Annotated in this window: 10 protein-coding genes and 1 pseudogene; 7 read left to right on the plus strand and 4 right to left on the minus strand. The window is 37.2% G+C overall.

Translation table 11 applies throughout. From position 1 onward, the window contains the following. The first annotated feature begins 214 nt into the window (after nucleotides 1-214). Nucleotides 215-586, plus strand: a complete 372-nt coding sequence (locus F6K15_RS06085) for a DUF3110 domain-containing protein (protein ID WP_293058394.1) — start codon at nucleotides 215-217, stop codon at nucleotides 584-586. 503 nt (nucleotides 587-1,089) lie between these two features. Then, nucleotides 1,090-2,013, plus strand: a complete 924-nt coding sequence (murQ, locus tag F6K15_RS06090; protein WP_293058396.1) for an N-acetylmuramic acid 6-phosphate etherase — start codon at nucleotides 1,090-1,092, stop codon at nucleotides 2,011-2,013. Nucleotides 2,014-2,272: 259 nt separating this feature from the next. Here the strand turns inward: murQ and F6K15_RS06095 are convergent, their stop codons facing one another. After that, entirely contained in the window at nucleotides 2,273-4,432 is a 2,160-nt protein-coding gene (locus F6K15_RS06095) for an N-acetylmuramoyl-L-alanine amidase (RefSeq protein WP_293058398.1), read from the minus strand. A gap of 354 nt (nucleotides 4,433-4,786) precedes the next feature. On the opposite strand from F6K15_RS06095, the gene F6K15_RS06100 reads away from it, so the two are divergent. Next, nucleotides 4,787-4,918 (plus strand): hypothetical protein, encoded by a 132-nt coding sequence (locus tag F6K15_RS06100; protein ID WP_293058400.1) that lies wholly within the window; start codon nucleotides 4,787-4,789, stop codon nucleotides 4,916-4,918. A 232-nt stretch (nucleotides 4,919-5,150) separates the two neighbouring features. Here F6K15_RS06100 and F6K15_RS06105 read toward each other — a convergent pair whose 3' ends face one another. The 3 genes from F6K15_RS06105 to F6K15_RS06115 all read right to left on the minus strand — a co-directional run bounded on the left by F6K15_RS06105 (nucleotide 5,151) and on the right by F6K15_RS06115 (nucleotide 11,491). After that, complete coding sequence (locus F6K15_RS06105; protein WP_293058402.1) at nucleotides 5,151-6,962, minus strand: diguanylate cyclase domain-containing protein; 1,812 nt, start codon at nucleotides 6,960-6,962, stop codon at nucleotides 5,151-5,153. Nucleotides 6,963-8,215: 1,253 nt separating this feature from the next. Then, nucleotides 8,216-9,346, minus strand: coding sequence for a CO2 hydration protein (locus F6K15_RS06110; RefSeq protein WP_293058404.1), 1,131 nt, complete (start codon nucleotides 9,344-9,346; stop codon nucleotides 8,216-8,218). A 618-nt stretch (nucleotides 9,347-9,964) separates the two neighbouring features. Then, on the minus strand, nucleotides 9,965-11,491 hold the full coding sequence (locus F6K15_RS06115) for an NADH-quinone oxidoreductase subunit M (RefSeq protein ID WP_293058406.1): 1,527 nt from the start codon (nucleotides 11,489-11,491) through the stop codon (nucleotides 9,965-9,967). Between the two features lie 74 nt (nucleotides 11,492-11,565). Between F6K15_RS06115 and F6K15_RS06120 the strand changes: the two genes are divergently transcribed. From F6K15_RS06120 to F6K15_RS06135, 4 genes and pseudogenes are all read left to right on the plus strand, one after another. Then, nucleotides 11,566-11,763, plus strand: coding sequence for a hypothetical protein (locus tag F6K15_RS06120; RefSeq protein ID WP_293058408.1), 198 nt, complete (start codon nucleotides 11,566-11,568; stop codon nucleotides 11,761-11,763). 459 nt (nucleotides 11,764-12,222) lie between these two features. Beyond that, nucleotides 12,223-13,810 (plus strand): annotated as a pseudogene (locus F6K15_RS06125) (IS1634 family transposase). Nucleotides 13,811-14,498: 688 nt separating this feature from the next. After that, nucleotides 14,499-14,951: an NUDIX hydrolase gene (locus F6K15_RS06130; RefSeq protein WP_293059393.1), complete on the plus strand. Its 453-nt coding sequence runs from the start codon at nucleotides 14,499-14,501 to the stop codon at nucleotides 14,949-14,951. 68 nt (nucleotides 14,952-15,019) lie between these two features. Beyond that, entirely contained in the window at nucleotides 15,020-15,883 is an 864-nt protein-coding gene (locus tag F6K15_RS06135) for an alpha/beta fold hydrolase (RefSeq protein WP_293058410.1), read from the plus strand. Nucleotides 15,884-16,109 lie beyond the last annotated feature (226 nt).

The following is a 16,109-nucleotide window of genomic DNA, read 5'->3' on the forward strand; positions in this document are numbered from 1 at the left end:
TATCTGACTAGAATATTTTTGGACTTAGATTGAGTGTTGTATAGACTTCTAATAATACCATTCCTTTTTTTGGAGGTCTGGTAAAATAACTTTCCATAATTTGTTATCAAAACAAAAAATTAAATCTTTTTGCCTTGACTATAATTTAGACACATTATTGTTTTGTCTCTACTAATATAGACAAAACAATTGTCTATTCACATTAGGAAAAGTTATGCGAGTATTTGTTTTACTGTTCAATGCTAGAACTGAAAATGAAGGAATTCATACTATTCAGGTGGGCGATCGTAATCAGGTCTTGATGTTTGAATCAGAGGATGATGCCACTCGCTTTGGTGTGTTGCTAGAAGCTCAAGATTTTCCTTCTCCGGCAGTGGAAGAATTTGACCAAGAAGAAATTATGGAATTCTGTAGGAGTGTAGATTATGAGTGGAAAGTTATACCAGCAGGTGCTTTGGAGATACCCCCAGAGAATAATGTAGAAAATACTGATTGGCAACTAGACGCAGACCAAATTTCTGAAAAGCCTGAAAACGCCGAATTTGACTTAGATAGAATTAGACGCCAACTTGAGGGTCTTTTATAGAACCCATTTGATAGCTATTTATTAAAGATGGGGAGTGGGGGAGTAGAGGAGTAGAGGAGTAGGGGAGATGGAAGCATTTTTATACCTTTTTGCCATATTCTCTAACTTAATCTCCTGAATTCGCCAGGATTGACTTCTATGCCAAAAGCACATACCGCGTGCAAAGATACCATAAGGGTTCTATAGTTGTTTTGTACAAAATCAAGTTAAAATTTAAAAATTAAAAGTATTTTTTATTCTCCATGAGTAAGACCCTTAGATATATCTAATTGATTTTTTTGTCAAACTATAAGATATAGCAGAGAACAGGGAACAGGCAACAGGGAACAGTGGGAAAAAATCAGACCGTATTGGATCGATCATCAGCATATAGCGGTTTTCACATAGATAGACTACAGTAGCAAAAGCATTTTTCTACTCTGTAGGAATTTTGCATGCAACGTCCCTACTCCCTACTCCCTACTCCCTAAAAAAAGAATTTTTTAATCAGTAATAGGCTAAAAATGGACAATTTACAGGCACGAGGTCATTTGTTAACGGAGCAGGTTAACCCTAATAGTCAGAATTTAGACCGGTTAAGCTCTTTAGAGTTGGTGGACTTATTTAATCAAGAGGATCGGCGAACTTTAGAGGCGATCGCTGCATCCCGTTTACAATTGGCTCAGGCAGTGGACATTACTACTGAAGCTTTACGCCAAGGTGGCAAACTTTTTTATGTGGGCGCTGGTACAAGTGGTCGTTTGGGGGTATTGGATGCGGCTGAATGTCCTCCCACATTTTGTACGCCTTCAGATTTGGTACAAGGAATTATTGCTGGTGGTGCAGGTGCTTTAGTCCGTAGTTCCGAAGATTTGGAGGACCGCTTTGAAGATGGTAGTCAGGCGATCGCTTCGCGCCATATTACGAATTTGGATGTGGTAGTCGGTATTACTGCTGGTGGTACAACTCCTTATGTCCATGGTGCTTTAGAAGCAGCAAAACAAAGGGGGGCAAAAACAATATTTATTACTTGTGTGCCTGTAGAGCAATTTAGTCTGGAAGTAGATGTGGATATTCGGTTAGTAGTTGGCCCAGAATTATTGGCAGGTTCCACGCGCTTAAAGGCGGGAACTGTTACCAAAATGGCTTTGAATATTTTATCAACGGGAGTAATGGTCGGACTGGGAAAGGTTTATGGTAATCGTATGGTTGACGTAGCAGTGAAAAATACTAAGTTACGCGATCGCGCCCTACGCATTATTGAGGATTTAACTGAGTTGAGTAGGGATGAGGCCACAAAGTTATTAAATAAAAGTAACGATTCAGTTAAGTTGGCACTTTTTATGTATTGGAGTGGTTTAGAAAAAGAAGAAGGCGACAGGATTTTATCTGAATACCAAGGTAATCTCAGAGCAGCATTGCAAAAAGTAGGAAAAATAGGGGATTAGTTATTGAAGAAGGAGTCAGGAGTCAGAATTTCCTTCTGCCTTCTCCCCCCTTTCAAAGCTATGCTTTATCAACATCTTTCTTAACATAAAACTTGACAAAATAGATAGGTTATGTATAAGTCTTTCAAAGGTTTTTGTCAGAGAAAAAGTGTATTAAAAAGTACATTCTTTTCGATAACTTAAGTAGTTTTTCCTGTCTACTATGATTCTTTCTCCTTTCTCCCCTACTCCCTGATCCCCTACTCCCTACTCCCTCTTACTACCGAGAATAAGCTTGAACATATCTAAGTATCCCACGAGCGATCGCCTGTGCCATACGACTACGTTGACCAGGGTCCGCAAGAATCCTAGAATCATAATTACCAGTGACAAAACCCACCTCTACCAATACAGCAGGCATCTTAGTCTTTCTTAGCACATAAAAACGAGCGCGCTTCACGCCACGATTATTCATTGTGGGGAAACTTTCCAACATACTATTCTGAATATACTGCGCTAAAGCCTGGCCACTTTGATAATAAAAAGTCTCTAAACCATTCACATCAGGACGGCTCATACTAATAGCATTAGCATGAATACTCACAAATAGATCGGCACCTACCCGATTGGCCAATTCTGCCCGTGGTGGTAAATCTAAATCCCGGTCTGTCTTACGAGTCATCACCACTTGTATATTATTCTGCTCCAGGATTTGAGCTACCTCCAATGACATGGGCAACACAATATCCTTCTCGCGCAGACCAAAACCGACTCCACCTAAATCTGTAGGTCCTCCGTGCCCAGGATCTATAACTATCATTAACCGTCCATCACGCTGGGGTAATCTATTCGGCAAAGGAAAACGACGATTACCATTATTAGTATTAGAAGGACGACCGTTGCGACGAGGCCAGGGGAAAGGCCACCGTCTTGGAAGTAAATTCCCTGGAGAATTTTGAGGTAATCTATTCTGAGGAGATGAATTTTGGGGTAATGAACTGTTTCCCCGTGATAAGATTGAAGGTCTGGAACTAGAAGATTGCTGTCTAGGATCTGGCCGCCAACCAGGAGGAGTAGTACCAATATTGCCCCACCCCATGGGTAAAGATAACTTTTGTGGGGTTAGCTGAGTTACCTGGGCAATTTTGACATTAGTAGCAGGCTTAACCAGAATTGTTACTGTTTCTGGATCTTCTTGACGTATCTTTGCCCAAATTAAAGGACTGCCCACCCTTCGACTAGGTAACTTTAATCGGTCATCTACCTTAGCATTATATATAGTAATTCCATAAGCATCCTCTTCGGAATCCCAACCATTCGTATAGTTTAGAGCTCGATCCCCTGTAATTACTAAATCAGTACCATTTTTCAATACTACTGACTTAACAACAGCAAAACCAGTAGCTTGATTAATTGTTGGTGGTGTTTCTCCTTGAGGCCATATTGCTACTCCACCTGCATAAGCACGAGCTTGCCATTGAGTTTTAGTATTTGGAAGACTCACCGTCAAACGAACTACTGCAGGTGTTGTTGAAAGCTGAGTGAGTTGAGTAATTGTTAATCCAGATTTGTTAAATCTTTGATTTGCCTTGACATCTTTTGCTGTGAGAGTAGCATTCAGAATATCAATGGTCATCCAAGTACGGTCAACACTCTGCTTGAGTTCTATTTCTGGTAGTTGACCGCTCGTTTGTAGAACTACTCCCTCTTGCTTTACTTGGACATCTTCTACTAGAGTTGGTGTACCAGTAGTAGCAACTTGATTAACAACAGCAGGGTTTCTTCGTCTTAGTATGTTTTGATTACTCGGTCTCTCTATTCTGCGAGGAGGTAAAGGCGATCTTTGAGGAGGTGGGGGTGGAGACTGGGAAGTTTTAGGTGGTGGGGGTGGAGACTGGGAACTTTGAGGTAGCGGTGGTGGAGACTGAGGACTTTGAGGTAGTGGCGGTGGAGACTGGGGTTTAAGGTTAATATCTGAAGTAGAGGCAATCTTTTGAGGTGTGGGTATTTGTACAGTCCATTCGCTAGGAGAGATACCTCTAAATTGTACCTGTTTTGGGTCAAGAGTATACCCATTATTTAATTCTACTACAATCCGAGCTGTTTGAGAATTAAATTGTCCTACTCTCACTGCTTTTATTGCCCCGCCGACAACTTGAGAAGTCCTAATGCCTCCTAAAGTTGTTCCAGGTAGGTCTATAACTAAGCGAGTTGGGTTAGTTATTAGTTGTGCTTTTGGCTGAACACCTCCTTCAGTAGTAAAAGATAGTCGATTCTGATTTGCTTGAAACTGCCAAGATTCTAAGGTAGCAGCTTCAGTAGGACTTCCAAGTACAAAAACACTGAGTATACTTGGGAGTAAATAGCGTACCATTAGATTTTTTCCCATCTGGGTACTTTTGAGAAATATCACACGATTTCCTGGATATATATTTTTCATATCAAGTTTAATACTTTATGAACTCCTCTAGATAGTAGATGTATTGATATACCCCTGATAATTTTTGGTGAATAGAATAATTATTAACCTGTAAAATTTACTCATACACCGAATTCACGCTTCAATAACAACTTTCAGCATAACTAGAGGAATATACTATCATATAACTTTCTAAATAGTTGTCAGTTATTCCAGATAAATTTACCGATTTGGACAATATATTTTATTCCTTGTCGATATTTGCGGGTATTATAGCGATTTTCTGTCATGTAACATAAATGAAGAAGTTTGACGATCATTAAGTTAAAAAATAGCTCAAATACACTATTACTTAAACTGTAGATTAATGTTTAAGTGGGTACTAATTTAGATGATATTGATGATATTTATGAGCAACAAGTTAGTTTAGTCAGAGATTTTCTAGAGAGTAAATTGAGTAGAGGTACAATAGTTAGCAAAAAACCAATTATAGCGGTTTTCAAATAGATAGACTACAGTGGCCAAAGCATTCTCCTACTCCCGCGCACCAAAAGAATTTTGTAGTTTACTTAAATGAAAAGCGCTGTAATGTTAAAGTCAGGTTAATAACATCTAAAATTATCAGTATAACAGTAGTGGTTCCTTAAATAATATATTCAATCTGAAGAGCAATTTTCTGCAGTAAATTATTGAAATGTATTTCTGCGATCGCATCATAACTTGAAAATTTGCAGTAACTTTAAAAGCTCTTTACATCTTGAGAAATCATACTAAAATGTATACAGCAATCTCGTCCTTGTTGTTTAGCTTGATATAAAGCTTTATCAGCTTGGCCTATAAATGTATGGAGTGTTCGAGTCAATGAAGGGATCTGAGTCGTAACACCAAGGCTGATGGTAACTATTTGCCCTTTCCCACTAGGATGAGGAATACCTAAAGCCTTAATGGCTGATTGAATCTGTGCTGCTACTTCACAAGCCCTACTTTGGTCAGTATTTGATAAAATTACAGCAAACTCTTCGCCCCCATAGCGAGCTAGCAAGTCTGCCGGACATTTCAAAACTTCTTGAGCTGTATGAGCTATTTTAATCAAGCATGTGTCTCCTTCTTGATGACCGTAAAGATCATTATATAGTTTGAAATAATCCACATCAAGCATAATTAGAGATAAAAATTGCTTTTGTCTTGCCATTCGTCGCCATTCTTGGTCTAAAAATTCATCGAAGTAACGACGGTTAGGAATTTGAGTTAAACCATCAAGTCGAGCTAGACGTTCTAACTTGAGATTGGCTTCTTGAAGTGCATCCAGGGTGTTGCCTAACTCATCTGCTTGTAAGCGAGTTTGAGCGAGTAGATGGGAATGTTCTAAAGCGACACTGAACTGAGCTGCTAATTGTTTGACAAATCTAATTTCAGCAGGAGTCCATTCACGGCTGTTTTCACACTGATGAATACAAAGCAGTCCCCACAGTTTTGAACCCATGATTAAAGGCATAATAATTTGTGCCTTAATCTGAAATTGCTCTAATACTTCAATATGACAATCTTTTAAACCAGCATTGTAAATATCGGTGAGCACTTGCATACGCCCCTGTTGATAATAGATGGCATACTGTTCGCCAAAACAATAATCGTTGACTTTAATCGAAAGGGCCGAATCATACACTGGTAAAACGCTTTCAGAAACAAATTCCCCATAGCAGTAGTTACTCTCTGGGTTAAAGCAGAATATTCCTACGCGATCGCTCTCTAGAGCTTTTCTGACTTCTTTGGCAGTAGTTTTAAATAAAGTATGAAGGTCGAGAGATTCACGAATTTCTGAGATTAAGTTGAATAAAATCATTTGTTGTTGGCTAGCTGCTTGCAAATCTTTAGCTTGTTGTTCGACTTCAGCTAGTTGTTCTGCTTGCTGTACTGCAAAGCCTAGTTGAACAGCAATTTGAGTCAAAAAATTTACTGCAGAAGTTTCCCATTCATGGGGTTTAGAATGTTGATAGGCAGCCAGAATACCCCATAGCTTTTGTTTAATAAAAATAGGAGCAGTGGCATATGCTCGAATGTGAAATTGTTCTAATATTTCAATATGACATTGGGATAACTCTGCTTTATAAATGTCTTTTACTATGAGTGTTTCATTATTGCGATACCGACCACCTTGATGCTTCTGAAGATAACAATCATTCCAGACAGTGTTTTTGTCTGTAAACTCAAGTTCATCCCAACCAACTTCAGCAAATTCAAAGTCACCAACAAATTCGCCCCCCCAGTCTTCGTTAAAACGATATACTGAGACTCGTTCGACACCTAAAAGTCTACAAGTTTCTTTTGTGGTTGTGCGAAAGATTGTTTCTAGGTCGAGAGATGCTCTAATCTTGCTGATAACTCGGTATATTGCTTTTTGTTGTGCATATATTTGCTCTAGTTGCTCAGTTTTATCGTGCAGTTGAGTCTCTACATTATCAATAGTAGGTAATTTCAATAAGCTAAATATTTGATTAATAATTTTACGGCTGATCGTAGATGATATAGATTGAGGTATTTTTTTCTTCATCAGGATTTTTTATAAAAAATTATAAGCCAAATATAGCACTTTTTTAAAAAAAATCTGTGTAACCCAATTTTATTGGTTATTGATATTATTTATATTTTTTTGTATTGGAAAGCGGAGTAATTGAGTGTTTAAATGTGAAAAACTTGAGAGTTAATCTAGATATCAAACAGAGAGCTAAATCCAATCTAAAAATCAGCTAGAGTGATTTTTAAGATTATTCAATTTCACTTGGTATAATACAGCAGAAGGAAGAAGAAAGAAGGAAGAAGGAAGAAGGGATAAAGAAAAATTGGTGTTGCTGATTATGGGTATGATGCAAGCCCCCCTAGCCACCCAAAATTGGGGGGAATAAAACTCTAAAAGTCCCCCAAAATTGGGGGACCAGCGGGGGCTTGACCAGAACCAAACAATCGTGCATTTATACTTCAATTTAGCAACGCCGAAAAATTTTCGTTGTCTGAGTTTTAAGTTTTTGATGTTTCCTAAAAGTCATACCATTTTGAAAAAAGAATGTTATGAATAATAGGTATGATAAAAAGATTTTACAGGAAATGTCCCTTGAACAAAAACGATAATTTATGAGCTAAAAACTGGTATTGAAGCTATTCCCATACGACTCCTGACTCGGTCCTACTGACTTCTAATACCAAATCCGGTTTCCCTGTTTCCCGAATTACTACTCCCTAAGACCTAGGAGATACGGACGTTGCATGGAGCGTCCTGTACGATCATTAACAATAGTTTTGCGAAGCTAACGGCCGTTCGTTCCTGCACAATAAACGAATTTTGTACCTCACGCTTCTGGGGAATTGCTATCTATATTTAATCAGGACTTACGCAGAGACTCTACATATAGCGAGGGCAAATACCATTTGCCCCTACAAATGGTGCTTTAAAAGTCAATTTGCGTAAGTCCTGTTTAATATTAATGAGGGTTTGCTGATTAAATCTCAAAGCACTGACAGATATTGGTTTCAGCCTTTTTAGGCCTTTAACAAAGTGCGCCTGTTTTCGGTCGCTCAAGCTCATGCATGCTAGTATTTTGGGATGATTATGGCAGAACAATCTTGGGACAAATATACCCGACTACCTCCTCTATAATTTCCATTTCTCCTGTCTCCTACACCTACCACTCATACTTTATTCAGCAAACCCTAATTACTCAAACCTTCAAGTAAAATTTGTTCATTGTTTTTCCATCTCAAATAATGAACCATTAATCATAAAAATTAGAGTACAGATAGAGGCGATCGCTAACTATTAACAACTTGTATTTGTGAGGTTAAAAATCGATCCATCCAAGCTTCTAAATAGGCTTGATTTGCTGCTTGTTCTTCTGGATTTTCTGTATCTAAAGGATGAGGTGCTAATCCTAATAGTGCCGCTGTTGTTACACAAAACATTGACTTTTGAAAAGTCTGACAAATTTTGACTCGTAAATTATCTGTACCTCGGTTAGTTTTTTGGTAAACTTCTAGAAGATAATTAGGTAAAAAATGTCGCATATCTTGCATTAGTAATGTGGGTGGAATTCCTGCTCCTCCAATAGGTAATGGATCTGCATATAAAGCACCATAAGTAAATCGACTTTGTTCGGGGTCTATTTGTTGAGCTTGAGCGTTGTATGAAACTGTTCCTAAAAATGGTGTACCTCGGAAGAAAATTGCTTCTACATAGGGAACTGCTGTATCGGCTAAAAAAGTTAAACCTACTGATTCAGGAATTATTTCATAACGCTTACCTTTGACATTTACAGCATAGGTAATTGGTAAATTTGCTGCTGCTACTAACCCGGATAAAATATGCTCTACTACTTGAGGAATAGATGTCATTTTCCCTTGGTCATACTTATCAGATAGGGTCATAAATATGTCACTCATTACCCGCCAAAATTGACCTAAAGCGCTATAATAAGCTTGTTGACGAACTAAATCTGGTAAAAATTCTGGAAATAATTGATTGAGTGGTATTAACATCAAATTTCCTGTAATTTTGGCATCTATTACTGTTTTTGCTAGTTGTTGAAATTCTGGTGAATCTGAGTATTTATCGAGACCTCCACCACCATGCCATAACATTCCTCTCATACAATATTCTGCATACTCATAATTAATTCGGTCGTGCCACCAAAACTTGAGTAATTTACCTAATGAAATTTTGCCGTTGAAGTATTTAAAAAAGGGAAACAATTCTAAAAATTGATGGTCGGCAATATAAATCAGATTCTTGGAATAAGCATCTAATACAATGCCATAACTTTTCAAAATACCGACTACTTCTAAGACGTTTTCTGGTGTATCTTTTAATAGAGCTTGACCAGATTTTAAACGATTAATATAGACTGAAAGTGGATGAGTATTAAATTTTAAAATGGTGTTTGTCATAATTGTTTTTCCTAAGTTTGATTTTTTTGATTTGTTAGAGCTGCTAATACTAAATTTCTCGCATTTTTGCTACATTTTCTTGAGAGCAGGGATATAATAAATAATAGTTCTTTACTTCATACCTATAATTGCTCAAAATATTGCTGAATCTTACTTATTACTTGACAACTGAAGTGTTCAAGAAATATAGCATTATTTTTAGGAGTTTATCTTAATAAGTATTGATATTTTATACTATTTGTATCCCTGTTCCATTTCACAAAAATTGAATGATATATAGCAATCCTATTTAAGTTGTAATATTTTAGTGGTAGGGGCTAATGGCCTTATGCTAACGCAAAGCTCCGCTAATGCCTGTACAGGAGTCAGGAGTCATAATTTTAAAGGTTTTCAGTTCAAATTAACTATTATAAAAATAATCACAACCTAATTTGGGATTGTTATAGTTTTAATTCTGAACAACTTCATAATATTCTGTCCGGTTGAATAGTTATAAAAAAGGAGAGAATAGTCAGGAGGAAAGAGTCAGGAAAAGTTTTTGATCGTGCTATTATCCGGACATGATATAATTGCAAAATACAAATAACTCTGAGTAGAGAATTCTTCTGCAAATTATTCTTATTCAGAATAGTTAATGAGTACAGGTAAAGGAGCGATCGCTGACTTTTTAACTACCTGTGACAACATAGGTTGACTTACGCTCATTGTATTTGCTTCAGTTTCAGTCCAACGTAACATCCAGTTTGGTTGTATTCCCAGAATGACTATCAAAATCATCAAGATAATGGCTGGTATTCTATCTGACCATTCTACAGGAGGCAAATTCACAACTGTTTCAGATAACCTACCAAAAAATACTCGGTTCGCTAATAGTAAAAAATAGGCTGATGTTAACCCTGTTCCGATCATACATAGAAGAGTAGGAACTGTAAACACATTGAAACTGCCTCTAAACACTAAAAATTCGGAAATAAATCCAACCATTCCTGGAATACCAGCACTTGCCATTACTCCTAAAATCATCAAACTACCAATCAATGGTAAACCTTGTTCTGGGTTTAACAAACCACGCAATATATCTATATCGCGGGTACCAGCTTTTTTGTAAACTACTCCCACTAATAAAAATAGTAGGGCTGAAATTAGACCATGGCTAACCATTTGAAATACTGTTCCCAAAATACTAAGGGGAGTTGCTGCTGCACTTGCTAACAAAATATAGCCCATGTGACCAACGGAACTATAAGCTACCATTTTTTTCATGTCTTTTTGGGCGATCGCATTAAATGAACCATAAAGTACACTGACTACTGCCCATATTGCTAACCATGGAGAAATATATACCCAAGCTTCTGAGAACATATTTAATCCAAATCTCAGTAAACCATAAGTCCCTAGTTTCAACAACACTCCTGCTAAAAGTACGGAGATAGGTGTGGAAGCTTCAACATGAGCATCGGGTAGCCATGTATGGAAGGGAACTAGAGGAATTTTAATGCCAAACCCGATGACTATTGTTCCTAATAATAATAGTTGAGTTCCTAAAGGTAGAGTATGAGCAACTGCTTGGTCGTAAGCGAAATTAGATGAGCCACTTAACCACACTACTCCCAGGAACCCAGCTAGGATTAAAATTCCTGAAATTGCTGTGTAAATCAGAAATTTTGTGGATGCATAACCCCGTCTTGGTCCTCCCCAAATTGCTATTAATAGGTATAGAGGAATTAGCTCTAGTTCATAGAAGAGGAAAAATAGTAGTAGGTCTTGAGCGAGAAAAGCTCCAAATACGCTGACTGCTAACAATAATATTAGGGAGTAATAAAAACGGGGTCTTTTGATTGATTTGTCTGTGGCGTAAATAGCAATAGCGGTTAACAGACTATTTAATACTACTAATGGCAGAGATAAACCGTCCATGCCTAGGGAGTAGCTTAAACCAAGGGAGTCTATCCAAGGAAATAAGACGACGAATTGTAGATTTGGATCTTGTGGGTTGAATTCAGTCAGTAGGACTAAGGACCATACTAAACTAATTATGGCCACAACTAGAGCTAGTTGCCTGGCTAATTTTGGTGAGAGAGTGCTTGGCCAAAAACTAATGATAGCCGCACCTATTAATGGTACTAAGAGCAGACCGTTGAGCATTTATTAATATTTTCCTTTGATGGGAATTGAGAGAGTGTTTGTAAAATGAATATTAAATCACGTAGGGTGCGTTAGTGTCACGTAAGGCATCATCCCATAGTATGGAGTGGGTGAGGTGTAAAACCGACTATATATTGATTATTATTCCAGAAATGGTTAGTGTGCCGTCACACACCCTACTGGACAGACATACCTTAAGTGGTGCATTAGATGGGGGAATGGGGAGATGGGGAGATGGGGAGATCAAGACACCTAGAAACAAAAATCTATAGCAATGTGCGCTGGCATATTTACAAATTACAAGAACTGTCCAATAGCTAAAAGTTTTATACTATTCCAACGGAGATGCTGCGCAAACGGTTTTTTATTCCCTCTGTTGCCTTTCGGAGCTGTTGCCTGTTGCCTGCGCACAGCGCTATATTGCACAGTTTTAGATGTGTCAGTCTACTACTGGACAGACACACCTTAAGTGGTGCATTAGGGAGTAGGGGAGTAGAGACCCACCCCTAACCCCGACCGTGGAGGGGAAGAGGGGAGTAGGGGAGAAAGATTGCTGTTGGGTTGAGGGACGAAACCCAACCTACACTTATTGCAGCATTTTAGCCCACATTCCGCACGACAAAATGTAGTATATAAAGAGGGGAAAATTTGAGTAAGTATTTAGACATCTGAAAAAAAAACCTCAAAGTGTAATTCTAGAGCTGAAGGTGAACATCAAAAAAGATGAGAAAATGTCAATAGAAGTGACTAATATAGACCACTTAGGGTTGGTAGCAGGAATCATTGATGAGATTGGTATAGAACAAAAAATTAATCAACTACTTGGAGAACAATTACCAGAAAAAATAACAGGGGGTCAAGTAGTGAAAGGAATGGTTTTAAATGGGTTAGGATTAGTGTCATCTCCATTATACTTATTTAGTCGATTTTTTGAGGGAAAAGCTATAGAACACTTAATTGGAACAGGCGTGAAAACAGAGTATTTTAATGATGATAAATTAGGTCGGGTATTAGACCAACTTGATCACAAAGGATTAAATGAGATTTTTATGTCCGTGGTGTTAGAAGCAGTGAAAATTTATGAGCTAGAAACAAGCACAGTCCACCTAGATTCTACTTCGTTTCATGTTCATGGAGATTACCATACAGAAGAGGATGAATCCATAGAAAATTTGGAGCCAAAACCTATCAAAATTACTTATGGATATTCAAGAGATAAACGACCCGATCTAAAACAATTTATGATGGATTTAATTTGTACAAATGATGGAGATGTACCATTGTGGATCAGAATTGGGTCGGGAAATGAATCCGATCAAAAACAATTTGTGCAAGCCATGAAAGGTTTCAAAAATCAGTTGAATTTTGACAGTTTAATGGTAGCAGATAGTGCTTTATATACCCAATAAAATCTCCAGTAAAATACAAATATTAGATGGTTAAGCCGAGTCCCAGTTCGTATAAAAGCAGCTCACAAGTTAGTTCAAGAAATAGATGGGTTGCATTTGAATCCTAGTCATATTAAAGGATATAGCTATCAAGAACTCTCAAAAACTTATGGGGGGATTCCACAGAGATGGTTAATCGTTGAAAGTCAACTACGCCGAGAATCGGATTTGAAAAACCTAGAGAAAAAAATCCAGAAAGAACGAGCTGAAGTTGACAAAAAACTGCGCACCTTAAAATCTGAAAAGTTTGCTTGTCAACCAGATGCAGAAACAGCAACAAGAAAGCTGTTAAAAAAGTTTTTATATCACGAAGTGAAACAAATTAATGTTCAATTCGTAGAGTCGAAATCTGATACAGATTTTCCTTATGAAGTCCAAGTTGAAGTGGGCTTAAGAGAGTCAAAAATAGAACTAGAAACAAAACGAGCAGGCCGATTTATATTAGCGACAAATGTTCTGGATAAGATGGAACTAACTACAGAAGAAATGTTGTCTAAATATAAGGGACAACAATCTGTTGAGAGGGGTTTTAGGTTTCTCAAAGATCCCCTATTTTTAACTGATAGTGTCTTCCTGAAATCACCCCATAGAATCGAAGCTTTGGGGCTAATTATGGGCTTATGTTTATTGGTTTATAGTTTAGGCCAGCGTCAACTGCGTCAAACTTTAAACCAAACTAAATCTACTGTAAAAAATCAATTAGGTCGTCCTACTAATAGACCGACATTACGTTGGATATTTCAATGTTTTCAGTCGATTCATTTATTGATTAATTCTGGAGTTAAGAGCATATCTAATTTAACTCCAGAACGTGAGCGAATTATTAAAGTTTTTTCCTCCAAGTTGTCAAAGATACTATCTGCTCAATTGAGAAACTTGAGGTAGAAAGCCAAAATAATCAATGATTGAATAGTCGTAGAATAAACCGCTTGGAAATTAGTGCGATCGCTAAGCGTGATAGAGGAACTTTGGCAATTTTTGAATTGGTCTATTGGTGAGTTCTCCCAACTTATACCATTCTATTGATTTGCGTTGGCGGAGCAAGTGCGGCTGCTACATCGCTTCTTACCCCATACTATAAGTCTAAATACTTACTCAAGTTTTACCCTCTTTGTATACTACATTTTGTCGTGCGGAATGTGGGTTTTAGATGTGTCAGTCTACTACTTAATCTTTTGTTTACAAACAGTCTCTGAAAAATTGATTTAAACGCAAATTAATTAATAGGATATTACAATATGTCCTATATTTTACTAAGCTTTTAATTAGGAAGCGAGAGGATAGTTTTCCAGAAATATTACTGAGGGATTGTAATAATAATTTTTTTATTCTTAATACTTGCTCCTACATTCCCAGTTAAAAAGCGTTTCGGTCCGGAAAATGCTGATAGCTAGTTAAGGTGTTTAGTAAAAATTGGCGAGTATTATACCTTATTAGGTAAAAAAAAACTGCAATATCAGCTTGTAAATTAACTTTTTGTTTGCTCCTAACCTAAATTAAAAAAACTACAAAAATAATTATTGAAAGTGCTTTATATTTTAGTTTTGATTCCTCAACCCATACGTCAATTATGGCAATTTGGACAAACTGTACTTGGCTTAATTTTCCGCCATCCTCTGACAGGTGTTAGTGTAGTCCCCATTTTGCCAGATGGCCGGATAGTTTTAGTTCGTCGCCGTGACAATAATAAATATGCTCTACCAGGAGGTATGGTGGAATGGGGTGAAGATGTTACAAATACTGTGAAAAGAGAGTTATTTGAAGAAACAGGATTAGAGTTAGTTAAAATTCGGAGGTTAGTGGGAGTATATTCTGCGCCAGATCGAGACCCCAGGGTACATTCTATTAATATTTTGGTTGAGGCTGATGTTCGGGGAGAGATGAATGTTCAAGATATTTTGGAAATTAGTGATGCTCAAGCTTTTGAAGTTACATCTTTGCCTGATAATCTCAGCTATGACTACGACCGACAATTAAAGGATTATTTTAGTGGTTTGACAATTTTAGCTTAATTTAGTGATTCTATAATCTCACAATAGAAAAAGATTATTTGAAGGTATTTTCACTTGAATATATAAATTTGGGTGAGAGATATGTTAAATTTTATCTTTCCATAGTTATGCAATGTTTATGGCGTAATTCTCGTGTCAAGTTGTCTGGTGGACTATTGTTTTGGCGTGAAATTGGTGGTAGTTCAAACAATGTAGTTTTTCTACATGGATCTTGGTATGACAGTAGTCAGTGGTTGCCAGTTATGGAGCGATTGAGTCTACATTATCATTGTTTTGCACCAGACTTACCAGGATTTAGTGAGTCAGAATTTTCTTCTACTCATTATTCAATTAATCAAATAGTAGAATCTTTGGCTGAATATATAGCTACTTTGAAATTGGAGAAGATATATTTAGTTGGTCATTCTTTAGGGGGTTGGATAGCTGCTAGTTATGCTCTCAAATATTCTGAACAAATATTGGGCGTGATACTTATATCTCCTGAAGGAATTAATCTTGCTGCTGTTAAAGCACGTTGGAGGTTGTTTGGATACTTGACTCAAAAGTATTCTTTTTTGTGTTGGGTTTTACAATTAATATATCCTTTTGTTAGGTTACTAGGCGCTCACACAAAAATTAAGGAAATTCTACAATTTAGACAAAAATTATTGCATTCTTCAACCGGAACTAAAATTTTATTCCGACGTAGATGGGCAGAAATTAAAGCTGAGTTATTGACAGAAGATTTGGCTTTTCTGAAAGTAAAAACGTTGATTTTACAAGGCTATAAAGATACGGATATTGCTTTATCTATGAGTAAGTTTTATGCGGATTTATTGCCGATAGCAAAACTTCATTTAATTAATTCTGGTGAAGATAATTTACCGGAACAAATGCCGGATATAGTAGTAGAAAAAATTACGGATTTTCTGAGTGATGGAGATAATTTTTAGTATATAATAAGGTGCGTGTGTGTAATACTAAATTGATAGATGTTTGCTACAAATAGCTAGTGTCGCTACGCGGAAGTTAAAAGTCGGTAGGGGCGAATGGCCATTCGCCCGTACAAAAGCGAGTGCTAATTGGCGAGGTTTCCTCAGAATGTAAGACGCACATCTGAGAGTCAAAAGTATTGATTGGATAATTATCGCAAAGCGGAACGGAGTTCTATTGTTAATT

It is taken from the genome of Okeania sp. SIO2B3, assembly GCF_010672525.1.
Taxonomy (GTDB): Bacteria; Cyanobacteriota; Cyanobacteriia; order Cyanobacteriales; family Microcoleaceae; genus Okeania.

Coding starts and splice junctions, on each gene's coding strand:
- F6K15_RS06085 (WP_293058394.1), top strand. CDS start 215: ATGCGAGTATTTGTTTTACTGTTCAATGCTAGAACTGAAAATGAAGGA.
- murQ (WP_293058396.1), top strand. CDS start 1,090: ATGGACAATTTACAGGCACGAGGTCATTTGTTAACGGAGCAGGTTAAC.
- F6K15_RS06095 (WP_293058398.1), bottom strand. CDS start 4,432: ATGAAAAATATATATCCAGGAAATCGTGTGATATTTCTCAAAAGTACC.
- F6K15_RS06105 (WP_293058402.1), bottom strand. CDS start 6,962: ATGAAGAAAAAAATACCTCAATCTATATCATCTACGATCAGCCGTAAA.
- F6K15_RS06110 (WP_293058404.1), bottom strand. CDS start 9,346: ATGACAAACACCATTTTAAAATTTAATACTCATCCACTTTCAGTCTAT.
- F6K15_RS06115 (WP_293058406.1), bottom strand. CDS start 11,491: ATGCTCAACGGTCTGCTCTTAGTACCATTAATAGGTGCGGCTATCATT.